The 12,329-nt window shown below is 72.3% G+C and carries 10 protein-coding genes; all 10 read left to right on the top strand.

The features are described from left to right. The first annotated feature begins 430 nt into the window (after window positions 1–430). The 10 genes from GVN67_RS01195 to GVN67_RS01240 all read left to right on the top strand — a co-directional run bounded on the left by GVN67_RS01195 (window position 431) and on the right by GVN67_RS01240 (window position 12,317). Window positions 431–2,122, top strand: coding sequence for a peptide ABC transporter substrate-binding protein (locus tag GVN67_RS01195; RefSeq protein WP_159992432.1), 1,692 nt, complete (start codon window positions 431–433; stop codon window positions 2,120–2,122). Next, window positions 2,104–3,072: an ABC transporter permease gene (locus GVN67_RS01200; RefSeq protein ID WP_235034894.1), complete on the top strand. Its 969-nt coding sequence runs from the start codon at window positions 2,104–2,106 to the stop codon at window positions 3,070–3,072. Before GVN67_RS01195 ends, GVN67_RS01200 begins: the two co-directional genes overlap by 19 nt. Continuing rightward, complete coding sequence (locus GVN67_RS01205; RefSeq protein WP_159992433.1) at window positions 3,069–3,935, top strand: ABC transporter permease; 867 nt, start codon at window positions 3,069–3,071, stop codon at window positions 3,933–3,935. Before GVN67_RS01200 ends, GVN67_RS01205 begins: the two co-directional genes overlap by 4 nt. Continuing rightward, the gene (locus GVN67_RS01210; RefSeq protein WP_159992434.1) at window positions 3,935–4,966 is read left to right on the top strand and encodes an ABC transporter ATP-binding protein; all 1,032 of its coding nucleotides are present in this window, start codon (window positions 3,935–3,937) and stop codon (window positions 4,964–4,966) included. The genes GVN67_RS01205 and GVN67_RS01210 overlap by 1 nt, the downstream gene beginning before the upstream one ends. After that, entirely contained in the window at window positions 4,963–5,841 is an 879-nt protein-coding gene (locus tag GVN67_RS01215; RefSeq protein ID WP_159992435.1) for an ABC transporter ATP-binding protein, read from the top strand. Before GVN67_RS01210 ends, GVN67_RS01215 begins: the two co-directional genes overlap by 4 nt. Window positions 5,842–5,865: 24 nt before the next feature. Further along, window positions 5,866–7,212: an LLM class flavin-dependent oxidoreductase gene (locus tag GVN67_RS01220; RefSeq protein WP_159992436.1), complete on the top strand. Its 1,347-nt coding sequence runs from the start codon at window positions 5,866–5,868 to the stop codon at window positions 7,210–7,212. 114 nt (window positions 7,213–7,326) lie between these two features. Then, complete coding sequence (locus GVN67_RS01225; RefSeq protein WP_159992437.1) at window positions 7,327–8,895, top strand: ABC transporter substrate-binding protein; 1,569 nt, start codon at window positions 7,327–7,329, stop codon at window positions 8,893–8,895. Between the two features lie 5 nt (window positions 8,896–8,900). Beyond that, window positions 8,901–9,869 carry an ABC transporter permease gene (locus GVN67_RS01230; RefSeq protein ID WP_159992438.1) on the top strand — a complete coding sequence of 323 codons (969 nt, stop codon included), beginning with the start codon at window positions 8,901–8,903 and terminating at the stop codon, window positions 9,867–9,869. Window position 9,870: 1 nt separating this feature from the next. Next, the gene (locus GVN67_RS01235; protein ID WP_159992439.1) at window positions 9,871–10,725 is read left to right on the top strand and encodes an ABC transporter permease; all 855 of its coding nucleotides are present in this window, start codon (window positions 9,871–9,873) and stop codon (window positions 10,723–10,725) included. After that, window positions 10,725–12,317 (top strand): ABC transporter ATP-binding protein, encoded by a 1,593-nt coding sequence (locus tag GVN67_RS01240; protein ID WP_159992440.1) that lies wholly within the window; start codon window positions 10,725–10,727, stop codon window positions 12,315–12,317. The genes GVN67_RS01235 and GVN67_RS01240 overlap by 1 nt, the downstream gene beginning before the upstream one ends. The last annotated feature ends 12 nt before the right edge of the window (window positions 12,318–12,329 follow it).

Raw genomic sequence — 12,329 nt, forward strand, 5'->3', positions numbered from 1 at the left:
TAATGCGATTCTATAATGTGATTAATATGCCCGAAGCTGGTCGTGCCAAACAGCCTTGCCCCTCGGTGAACGGGCCACCGCTGGTCAGCGGTTCAGGATGCGGCGGAAGTCGCCAATCCAATTATTGCGTTCAATGTCGTTGAATCGTCATTGCCCTATTTTAAACCGCTTAATAAGCTGACGGCCAAGCCGGCGGCGACGTCCGCCGGGTTCGGAGTCTCGATGAAGCCTTGCTGTCGCCCATCCGGGCCCTGCCACGCGCGCCGCTAGGCGCCCCTCCCCTTCCCCGTCGCGCCGCGTGACGTCGGCCGCCTGGCAGCCCTTCAGGGCCACCCGGCCGCGAGCGCGCGCGCACCCTTTCCGCCCATTCGGCGCTGCCCGCCGCAAGCCACTGGCTCGCGCGCAGGGCCGCTGCATCCGGAGCCGATCCATGACGCTGTCCCGCCCGCCCTCCGACCCTGCTGGCCCCGCGCCGCAACCCGGCCGCCGCAGCCTGCTGCGCTGGTCCGCCGCCGCCGCGGCGCTGGCCGGCGCCGGCACCCTGCCCGGCCTGTCGCTGGCGCAGACGCCCGCCGCCGCCGGCGCGCGCCGCGGCCAGGTGGTGATCGGCGTCGCGCAGGAGCCGACACGCTTCCACCCGCTGCAGCGCCGCACCGAGGTGGATGACAGCGTCCACCTGAACATCTTCAGCACGCTCTGGGGCCTCGACCCCGAGGGCGGGCTGACGCCTGACCTGGCGACGGAGGTGCCCAGCGTCGAGAATGGCGGCCTCTCCGCCGACGGCCTGACCTGGCGCGTCAAGCTGCGCAGCGACGTGCTCTGGCACGACGGCGCGCCCTTCACCGCCGAGGACGTGAAGTTCACGCTGGAGACCATCAAGGATCCGAACTACCCTGCCTCCAGCCGGCACGGGCATGAGCTGGTGCGCGACATCGAGGTGGTGGGCAAGCACGAGATCCGCTGGCGGCTGGAGACGCCCTTCGCCCCCTATCTGGCGCTGCTGGCCTGGATGACCATCGGCCCGCGCCACATCCTGGCGCAGGTGACCGACCCGACCGACCCGGCCTTCAACAACCGCCCCGTCGGCACCGGCCCGTTCCGCTTTCACGAGCGCCGCCCGGGCGACTATGTCGCGCTGGTCGCCAATGATCGCTACTACCGCGAGGGCCCGTTCCTCGAGCGGGTCATCATCAAGTACATCCCCGACCAGATCAGCGTGAAGACGCAGTTCATCACCGGCGCCATCGACGCCGCGATGATCCCCGGCATCGCGCCCGACCTGGCCGAGGAGGTGGCGCGCACGCCGGGCCTGACGCTGAACCGCACCGACACGCAGTTCGTCGACATGATCGCGCTGAACAACGCCCTGCCGCAATTCGCCGAGCTCGCGGTGCGCCAGGCGCTGTACCTGTCGCTCGACAAGCAGACCATCTATCGCGACATCTATCCGAACGGCGTGCGGCAGCCGACGGAATCCTTCCTGCCGAAGCAGTCCTGGGCCTACAAGCCCGACCTGACGCCGCATCGCTACGCCCCCGACGCGGCGCGCGCGCTGCTCGACGAGGCCGGCTGGAAGCCCGGCGCCGACGGCATCCGCCAGAAGAACGGCGTGCGCCTGGCCTTCACCAACTCGACCATCGCCGGCGACCATCTGCGCGAGCAGTTCCAGCAGCTGCTGCAGCAGGACTGGCGCGACATCGGCGTCGACATGACCATCCGCAACGCGCCCTCGGCGACGCTCTGGGGCGATTTCTGGCGGCTCAGCCAGTTCCAGTCGATCATCGTCGGCATGATCGTGCCGATCGCCTCCGACCCCAGCCCGAGCAACCGCTTCGGCAGCTGGGCGATCCAGGCACGCGGCGGCGTCGGCATCAACACCTTCCAATACGACAATCCGGAGGTGGACAGGCTGCTGCGCGAGGGTGTCGCCGTGCTCGACCGCGACGCGCGCAAGCAGCGCTACTTCCAGATCCAGGACATCATCCGCCGCGACCTGCCCTTCCTGCCGCTCAGCCAGGGCGTCGTCTTCGAGGGTGTCAAGACGCGGCTGGAAGGCTACAAGCCGAACCTCAGCTATCGCGTCAATCTCTGGAACCTGCGCGAATGGCGCTGGCGCAGCTGATGCTGCGGCGGATCTGGTCGCGGCTGGCGCAAAGCCTCGTGCTGCTCGGCATCGTCTCGATGGTGGGCTTCTCCCTGCTGCACCTGACGCCGGGCGGGCCGCTGTCGCAATTCACCGATTCCCCCGGCATGACCCAGGCGGATATCGAGCGGATCGAGCGCCAGCTCGGCCTCGACCAGCCGCTGCCGCTGCAGTATCTGCGCTGGGCCGGCAATCTTGTCGTCGGCGACTGGGGCCGCTCCTATCGCGACGACGCACCGGTGCTGTCGGTGATCGCCGGCCGCATGGGGCAGACCTTCAAGCTGATGCTGGCGGCCAGCCTGATCGCCATGACGCTGGGCCTGCTGCTCGGCGTCTTCGGCGCGCTGCGCCAGCACGGCCGCTTCGACCGCGGCGCGACGCTCGCCACCATGGTCATCCTGTCGATCCCGACCTTCTGGTTCGGCCTGCTGGTGATCTACGTCTTCTCGCAGCGGCTGGGCTGGATCCCGGCGGGCAATGCCGCGCCGGTCGGCGATAGCGGCTGGCTGGTAGCGCTGCACCATCTGCTGGGCCCGGCCTTCGTGCTCGGCCTGGTTAATACCGCGGTGTGGAGCCGCTACATGCGCAGCGCCGTGCTGGAATGCCTGGGCCAGGACTATGTGCGCACCGCGCGCGCCAAGGGCGTCGCGCCCTGGCGCGTCGTGGTGCGCCACGTGCTGCGCAACGCCTGGCTGCCGATGATCGCGCTGCTGGGGCTGGAGCTGCCCTCGCTGCTCGGCGGCGCGCTGGTCACCGAGACGGTCTTCACCTGGCCCGGCATGGGCCGCCTCTTCTACGATTCCATCGCCAACCGCGACTATCCGGTGATCCTCGGCATGCTGACCTTCTCCGCCATCCTCGTCATCCTCGGCAATCTCCTGGCCGACCTGCTCTACGGCCTGGCCGATCCGCGGCTGCGCCGGCGATGAGCGCCACCATCCTTCAACCGGCGCTGCCCGGCACCGGCCTGCTGGCGCGCTTCCTGCGCCGGCGCATGGCCGCGGCCGGCGCCGCCCTGGTGCTGCTGCTGGTGCTGGCCTGCCTGCTGGGCCCGGCGCTGCTGCCCTTCGATCCTTTGCGCATCAACATGCGCGCGCGCTTCCTGCTGCCCTTCTCCGGTCCGCACTGGCTCGGCACCGACGAGCTCGGCCGCGACCTGCTGGCGCGCGTGCTCAGCGCCGGGCGCTATTCCCTGGCCATCGGATGCCTGGCGATGCTGCTCAGCCTGCTGGTCGGCGGCACGGTCGGGCTGGTCGCCGGCTTCTACCAGGGCCGCATCGGCGCCGTGCTGATGCGCTTCGTCGACGGCATGCTCTGCTTCCCCTCGATCTTCCTGCTGCTGACGCTGGCGGCGCTGACCAGCCCGGGCATCGCCACCACCACGCTGATCATCGGGCTGACCGCCTGGATGGGCGTCGCACGGCTGATCCAGGCCGAGGTGCGCGCGCTGTGCGAGCGCGACTTCGTCACCGCCGCCCGCGCGCTCGGCCTGCGTGACAGCCGCATCCTGCTGGACGAGCTGCTGCCCAATATCGCCGCCCCGCTCTGCGTCGCCGCCACCCTGATCGTGGCGCGCGCCATCCTGCTCGAATCCTATGTCAGCTACCTGGGCTACGGCATCCAGCCGCCGGTCGCCAGCTGGGGCAACATGCTGCAGAAGGCGCAGCAGTATTTCGTCTCCTCGCCCTGGCTGGCGATCCTGCCGGGGCTGATGATCACGCTGGCCGTCACCGGCTTCAACGCCATCGGCGACGGGCTGCGCGACGCGCTCGACCCGCGGGGGACCCGCTGATGACAACCAAAGACACGACAGCGCCGCTGCTGGAGATCCGCGACCTCGCCGTGCACTTCCCGACGCCGGGCGGCGCGGTGCGCGCGGTCAATGGCGTTAGCTACACGCTGCGGGCCGGCGAGACGCTGGGCATCGTCGGCGAGAGCGGCTCGGGCAAGAGCGTGCATGTGCTGGCGCTGCTCGGCCTGCTGGCGGCGCGCGGCGGCGCCGGCGCCATCGTCTCCGGCAGCGTCCGCTTCGAAGGGCAGGAGCTGATCGGCCGCGACGAGCCGGCCCTGCGCGCCCTGCGCGGCCGCCGCATCGGCGTGGTGTTCCAGGACCCGATGAGCTCGCTCAACCCGGTGCTGACCGTGGGCGAGCAGATCGCCGAGGCGCTGACCAGCCATGGCCTCGGCCGCGCCGCCGCCACGCGCCGCGCGCTGGAGCTGCTGGAGTTGGTCGGCATCCGCGAGCCGCAGCGCCGCGCCCGCGACTACCCGCACCAGTTTTCCGGCGGCATGCGGCAGCGGGTGATGATCGCCATCGGCATCGCCTGCGAGCCGAAGTTGCTGATCGCCGACGAGCCGACCACGGCGCTCGACGTCACGGTGCAGGCGCAGGTGCTCGACCTGATGCGGGATCTTCGCAAGAAACTTGGCATGGCGATGATCTGGATCACGCATGACATGGGCGTCGTCGCCGGCATCGCCGAGACGGTGCAGGTGATGTATGGCGGCCGCATCCTGGAGCGTGGCCCGGTGCGCGCGGTGTTCCACGACACCCGCAACGCCTACACGCTCGGCCTGCTGCAATCGCTGCCCGGCGCCGCGGGGGCGGCGCATCGCAGCCGGCTGACCTCGATCCCCGGCCAGCCGCCGGACATGACGCGACCGCCGCCGGGCGATCCCTTCGCGCCGCGCAACCGCTTCGCCACGCCGCGCTGCTTCGAGGAGGTGCCGCCGCTGGCGCAGGTGCCGGACGGCGCGCCCGGCCACCTGGTCGCCGCCTGGTACGACCTGCGCGCAGCGCTGGCCGCCGAGGCCGCGGCATGAGCCCGCCGCTGCTCGAGGTCGATGACCTGGCGCGAAGCTATCGCGGCGGCGACGGCCATGTCGTGCACGCCGTCGACGGCGTCTCCTTCCGCATCGGCGCGGGCGAGACGCTGGGGCTGGTCGGCGAATCCGGCTCCGGCAAGAGCACCATCGGCCGGCTGGTGCTGCGGCTGGAGCAGGCCGATCGCGGCCGCATCCGCTTCGACGGGCAGGAGATCGGCGCGCTGCGCGGCGAGGCGCTGCGCCAGCTGCGACCGCGCCTGCAGATGGTGTTCCAGGACCCCTTCGCCTCGCTCAACCCGCGCCGCCGCGTCGGCGACAGCGTGGCCGCGGGGCTGCGCGCGCATGGGCTGGCCCCCGATGCCGCCGCGCTGCGCGAGCAGGTGGCGGCGCTATTCCGCCGCGTCGGCCTCGATCCCGGCCATCTCGACCGGCATCCGCATGAATTCTCCGGCGGCCAGCGGCAGCGCATCGGCATCGCGCGGGCGCTGGCGCTGAAGCCGCGGCTGATCGTCGCCGACGAGCCGATCACCGCCCTCGACGTCTCGATCCAGGCGCAGATCATCAATCTCTTCCTGGAGCTGCAGCAGGACAGCGGATTGTCCTATCTGTTCATCGCGCATGACCTCGGCATGGTGCGCCATCTCAGCCATCGCGTCGCCGTCATGCTGCGCGGCCGCATCGTCGAGACCGGGCCCACCGCCGCGGTCTTCGAGGATGCGCGCCACCCCTATACCCGCGCCCTGCTCAGCGCCATGCCGCTGCCCGATCCCGACCTGGAGGCGGCGCGGCAGCGCCTGACCTACACGGCCGCGCCCTTCGCGCCCGATGCCGCGCTGCGCGAGGTGACGCCGGGCCACTGGGTGCTAGGCTAGCCTCCCCGCTTCGAAAGAACCCGCATGCCTGCTGCCACCTTGCCGCCGCGCCGCCTCCGGCTCGGCGTCTTCGCCCCCATGGCCGGCCACCATATCGGCGGCTGGCGCCTGCCCGGCGCGCATCCCGGCGGCGAGGATTTTTCCGTCATGCTGCGCATCGCGCAGCAGGCCGAGGCCGCCTGCTTCGACCTTTTTTTCCTCGGCGACTCGCTCTCGGTGGGGCCGAGCTCGACGCCCTCGGTCGCGGCGCGGTTCGAGCCGCTGACCCTGCTCTCGGCGCTGGCGGCGGTGACGCGGCATATCGGCCTGGCCGGCACCGCCACCACCAGCTATGGCGACCCCTATACCCTCGCCCGGCAATTCGCCTCGCTCGACCATATCAGCGGCGGGCGCGCCGCCTGGAACATCGTCACCAGCTCCAACGCCACGGCGCCGTATAATTACGGCCGCGACGGGCGCGCCGACCATCAGGCGCGCTACGACCGCGCCGCCGAATTCGTCGAGGTCGCACGCGGGCTCTGGGACAGCTGGGAAGACGGCGCGCTGCTGCGCGACCAGGCCAGCGGCCGTTTCCTCGATGCCGACCGGCTGCATGCGCTGAACCATGACGGGCCGCATTTCTCGGTGCGCGGGCCGCTGAACCTGTCGCGCATGCCGCAGGGCCATCCGGTGCTGATCCAGGCCGGCTCCTCCAAGGCCGGGCAGGACCTGGCGGCCACCGTCGGCGAGGTCATCTTCACCGCGCAGGAAAGCCTCGACGCCGCGCAGGATTTCTATCGCGGGCTGAAGGCGCGCATCGCCGCCGCCGGGCGCGATCCCGACGCCATCGCCATCATGCCCGGCGTGCAGCCGATCATCGGCGCCACGCCGGAAGCGGCGGCGGCGCTGTATCGCGACCTGCAGGAGGCGGTCTCGCTGCCGCTGGCGCTGCAGGGCTTGTCGCTGGAGCTCGGCCACGACGTCACCGGCTGGCCGCTGGACGCGCCGCTGCCGCCGCTGCCGCCCACCGAGGGCATCAAGAGCCGCGCCGAATTGCTCGCCGGCATCGCCGCGCGCGAGGGGCTGACCTTGCGCCAGCTGGCGCTGCGCGCCGCCGGGGCGCGCGGCCATTGCATCCTGGTGGGAACCGCCGACCAGGTCGCCGACCGCATGGCCGAATGGTTCGACAGCGGCGCGGCGGATGGCTTCAACATCATGCCACCCTACCTGCCCGGCGGCTTCGACGCGGTCGCCGCCGAGCTGGTGCCGCGGCTGCAGGCGCGTGGCCTGGCGCAGACCGCCTATGCCGGCCGCACCCTGCGGGAAAATCTGGGCCTGGCCGCCCCGGCCAATCGGCACGCGGCGCGCCGGAAGCAGGCGACGGGCAATTGACTCACTTATATTCGCATGTTCTCCTAATTCACGATCATACGTCGCCATAATGCCTCGCCCCGTGCGGGGGTGGTGGGCGTCCCCGCCATCAACGCCATCGCATGAGGTGATGCCGTGCCTCTCCGCCCCTTCCGCCTCGCGCCCGCCGCCCTCGCGGTCCTGGCGCTCGCGACCCTTCCCGCCGGCGCCCAGCCGGCGCCGCAGCCGGGCGGCGTGCTGCGCATCGCTATCGACACCGACCCGCAATGCCTCGATCCGCAGCAGGCAGGCAACAACAACTCGCTGAATGTCGGGCGGCAGATCACCGACTCGCTGACCGACCAGCGGCCCGACACCGGCGCGCTGGTGCCCTGGCTTGCCGCCAGCTGGAGCGTCAGCGCGGACAATCTTGAATTCACGTTCCAATTGCGTGATGACGCGAGCTTCAGCGACGGCACTCCCGTCGACGCGGCGGCGGTGAAGGCCAATCTGGAAGGCATCGTCAAGCTCGGCGCCCGCGCCAGCCTCGGCGCGGGCTACCTGGCCGGGCTGCGCGAGGTGCGCATCCCCGACAGCCGGACCGTCACCGTCGCCTTCGCCGCGCCGAACATCCAGTTCCTGCAGGCCACCTCGACGATGAGCCTGGGCCTGCTGGCGCCGGCGACGCTGGCGCGCAGCGCCGAGGAACGCTGCCAGGGCCAGCTGGTCGGCTCCGGCCCCTTCACCGTCGCCCGCTTCGTCCACAACCAGCAGGTGCGGCTGAACCGGCGCGACGACTACGCCTGGCCTTCCGCGCTGGCGCGGCACCAGGGGCGCGCGCATCTGGAGGGCATCGAGTATCGCGTCATCCCGGAATCCGGCGTGCGCACCGGCAGCCTGGTGTCGCGCCAGATCGACGTGAATGCCAGCGTGCCGCCGCAGGACGAGCGGCTGCTGCTGGCGCAGCAATTGCCGGTGCTGGCGCGGGCCAATCCCGGCCTGGTCTACAGCTTCTTCCCGAACGAGGCCGACCCGCTGCTGCGCGATCCGCTGCTGCGCCAGGCGATCGTCAAGGCGGTGAACCGGGCCGAGCTGCAATCGATCATCTCGCGCTTCCAGGCGCCGGCCTCGGCGGTGCTGGCGAAGACCACGCCGCTCTACAGCGATCTCTCGGCGCTGCTGGCGCATGACCCGGATGGCAGCCGGCAGCTGCTGGAGGAAGCCGGCTGGCGGCCAGGCCAGGGCGGCATCCGCGAGCGCGACGGCCAGCGCCTGGTGATCCGCCTGTCCTACTGGCAGTCGACGCCCTTCCTCGAGCTGGTGCAGCAGCAGCTGCGCGCCGTCGGCATCGACCTGCAGCTGAACCGCACGACGATCAGCCAGGTCACCGCCCTCCGCGACAGCGGCAGCTACCAGCTGCAATTCTTCAACCTGACGCGGGCCGATCCCGACATCCTGCGCGCCGTCTTCGGCAGCAGCGGCCGCAACGTCAACAACCGCGCCGCCGCCCCGGTCGACGCGCTGCTGCAGGCCTCCAGCGCCGAGCTCGATCCGACCAGGCGCCGCGACCTGGTGGCGCAGGCCGAGCGCGCGCTGATCGAGGCCGGCCATGTCATCCCGCTGGTCGAGCTGTCCACTGTCATCGCCACGGGCAAGAACGTGCACGGGCTGGACTACGAGGCCTCGTCGCGGCTGCAGCTCTACGACACCTGGCTCGGGCGCTGAGGGCGATGCCGCGCCAGACCCGCCTGCCGCCGCCCGGCTATGTCGCCCGCCGCCTGGGGCAGTCGGCGCTGGTGCTCTGGGCCGCCTTCACCCTGGCCTTCGCCATCCTCTACATCCTGCCCAGCGACCCGGTCAGCATCATGCTGAACCAGGCCGAGCAGAGCCTGGCGGATGCGGCGCAGGTCGCGGCGCTGCGCGCCGAGTACAACCTGGATCAACCGCTGGTGGTGCAATACGGCATCGCGCTGTGGCGGGCGCTGCATCTCGACCTCGGCCGCTCGATCCAGACCGGGCAGCCGGTCGCGGCGCTGCTGGCGCAGGCGATCCCGGCCACCGCCACGCTGGCCGCCGCGGCGCTGGCGCTCGCCCTGGTGGGCGGCATCGGCCTGGCCCTGGCCGGCAGCCTGGCCCAGGCGGGCTGGCTGCGCGCGGCGCTGCTGGCGGCGCCCGCGCTCGGCGTCTCGCTGCCCACCTTCTGGATCGGGCTGCTGCTGCTGCAGGCGCTGTCCTTCCATTTCTTCCTGTTCCCGGCGATGGGGAACGAGGGCTGGCAGTCGCTGGTGCTGCCGGCGCTGACGCTCGCCGTGCCCACCTCGGCGGCCATCGCCCAGGTGCTGGGCCGCTCGCTCGCCGCCGCCTGGGGCCAGCCCTTCGCCGAGGCGATCCGTGCCAAGGGAGTCTCCCGCCCGCGGCTGCTGCTGACCCATGTGCTGCCCAATGCGGCGGTGCCGCTGCTGACCATGGCCGGCATCATCACCGGCAACCTGCTGGCCGGCTCCGTCGTCACCGAGACGGTGTTCTCGCGCGAGGGCGTCGGCCGGCTGGCGCAGGGCGCCGTCGCGGTCAAGGACATCCCCGTGGTGCAGGGCGTCGTGCTGCTGGCGGCGGCCAGCTTCGTGCTGGTCAACCTGCTGGTCGACCTGCTGTATCCGCTGCTCGACCCGCGCATCCTGCAGCAGCGCCAGGCCGGCTGAGATGGCCGATCCGCTGACCCTGGCGGCGATCGCCGCGCCGCGCCGCCCGCTGCCCTGGCTGGCGCTCGCCAGCGCGGCGCTGCTGGCCCTCGTCCTCGGCTGGGGCCTGGCGCCCTGGCTGTTCACCGCGACCGACCCGCTGCGCGGCGTGCCGCTGCAGGCGCTGCAGCCGCCCTCGGCCGCGCATTGGTTCGGCACCGACCATCTGGGCCGCGACATCCTGGCGCGCACCATCCATGGATCGGCGACCTCGCTGCAGGCGACCGGGCTCGCGGTGCTGGTGGCCCTCCTCGGCGGCGCGCCGATCGGGCTGCTGGCGGGCTTCTTCGGCGGCCGGCTGGATGCCGTGCTGATGCGCGCCGTCGACGTGCTGATGGCCATCCCCTCGCTGCTGCTGTCGATGGCCATCGTCACCGTCCTCGGCTTCGGCACGGTGGAGATCGCCGTCGCCGTCGGCCTCTCCGCGGTGGCCGCCTTCGCCCGGCTGGCGCGCGGCGAGGCGCTGCGCTGGCGCCACGCCGTCTTCGTCGAGGCCGGGCTCGCCGCCGGCGTCGGCATCCCCGCCACCATCCTGCGCCATGTGCTGCCGCACGCGGCGGGGCCGGTGCTGGCGCTGGCGGCGCTGGAATTCGGCTCGGCGGTGCTGGCGGTCTCGTCGCTGAGCTTCCTGGGCTTCGGCGCGCCGCCGCCGCAGCCCGAATGGGGGCTGCTGATCGCCGAGGGCCGCAACTACCTGGCCGTCGCCTGGTGGTACACGACGCTGCCCGGGCTGGTGGTGCTGCTGGTGGTGCTGGCGGCCAACCAGCTGGCGCGCCATGCCCAGGATCGCGGGCAGGATCGCGGGGGGCCGCGCTGATGCCGCCGCTGCTGCAGGTCGAGGATCTGCGCGTCACCTACCGCCCGCGCGGCCAGGCGCCGGTCGCGGCGCTGGAGGGCGTCAGCCTGGCGCTGCATGCGGGCGAGGTGCTGGCGATCGTCGGCGAGAGCGGCTCCGGCAAGTCGACGCTGGCCGCCGCCATCGCCGGGCTGACCCCGGCGGGCGCCCGGCTGGAGGGCCGCATCCTGCTCGACGGCCGTCCCGTCACCGGCCTCGCCGAGCGCGACTGGCGCGCCCTGCGCGGCCGCCGCATCGGCTATGTGCCGCAGGAGCCGGGGCTGTCGCTCGACCCGATCCAGCGCATCGGCGCGCAGCTGGCGGAGGCGCTGACCGTGCATGGCGTCGCCGCCGCCGAGGCCTGGCGCCGCGTGCCGGAAATCCTCGCCGAGGTCGGGCTGCCGGACCCTGAAGGGATCGCGCAGAAATTCCCGCATGAATTGTCGGGCGGCATGCGCCAGCGCGTGCTGATCGGCATCGGCCTGGCCAACGACCCGCCGCTGCTGATCGCCGACGAGCCGACCAGCGGCCTCGACGTCTCGGTGCAGCGCCAGGTGCTGGACCACCTGGAGGGGCTGATCCAGCGCCGCCGCGTCGCCGTGCTGCTGATCACCCATGACCTGGGCATGGCCGCCGACCGCGCCGACCGGCTGCTGGTGATGCGCGGCGGCCGCGTGGTCGAGGCCGGCCCGGTGCGCGACGTCTTCGCCAATCCGCGCCACCCCTATACCGCGGCGCTGCTGGCGGCCGCGCGGCCATCCGCGCCGGCACCGCGGCCGATGCCGCCCGGCCTCCCGCTGATGATCGTCGAAGGCCTGGCCAAGCGGTTTGGCGCGGCGACGGCGCTGGACGGCGTCTCCTTCGCCGTGCCGCGCGGCGGCACCACCGCCATCGTCGGCGAGAGCGGCTCCGGCAAGACCACCACGGCGCGCATCATGCTGGGGCTGGAGACGCCCTCGGCCGGCCGCGTCCGCTTCGACGGCGCCGATGTCGCGGGGCTGCGCGGCGCCGCGCTGCGCGGCTTCCGCCGCCGCGTCCAGGTGGTCTACCAGAACCCCTACGCCTCGCTCGACCCGCGCTTCACGGTGGAGCAGACCATCGCCGAGCCGCTGCGCGCCTTCGGCCTCGGCGACCGCGCGGCGCGCCGGGTCCGCGTCGCGGCGCTGATGGACAGCGTCGGCCTGCCGGCGCGGCTGGCGGGCAATCGTCCCGCGGCGCTGTCGGGCGGCCAGCGGCAGCGCGTCGCCATCGCCCGCGCGCTGGCCATCGGGCCGGAGCTCGTGGTGCTGGACGAGCCGGTCTCGGCGCTGGACGCCGCGGTGCAGGCGCAGATCCTGGCGCTGCTGCGCGACCTGCAGCGGCAGCTCGGCGTCAGCTACCTGCTGATCTCGCACGACCTCGCCGTGGTGCGGGAGGTCGCCGACCATGTCGTGGTGCTGCATCGCGGCCGCGTGGTCGAGCAGGGCCCGGCGGAGGCGCTCTTCGAGCGCCCGGCCGAGCCCTATACCCGGGCGCTGCTCGGCGACGCCCCGGGCCAGCGCGCCGCGCGCCGCCTGGCGCTGGCGCCGGCCTGAACCACACATCCC

Origin of the sequence: Roseomonas sp. 18066, from assembly GCF_902706185.1 — a bacterium.
Classification (GTDB): Bacteria; Pseudomonadota; Alphaproteobacteria; order Acetobacterales; family Acetobacteraceae; genus Pseudoroseomonas.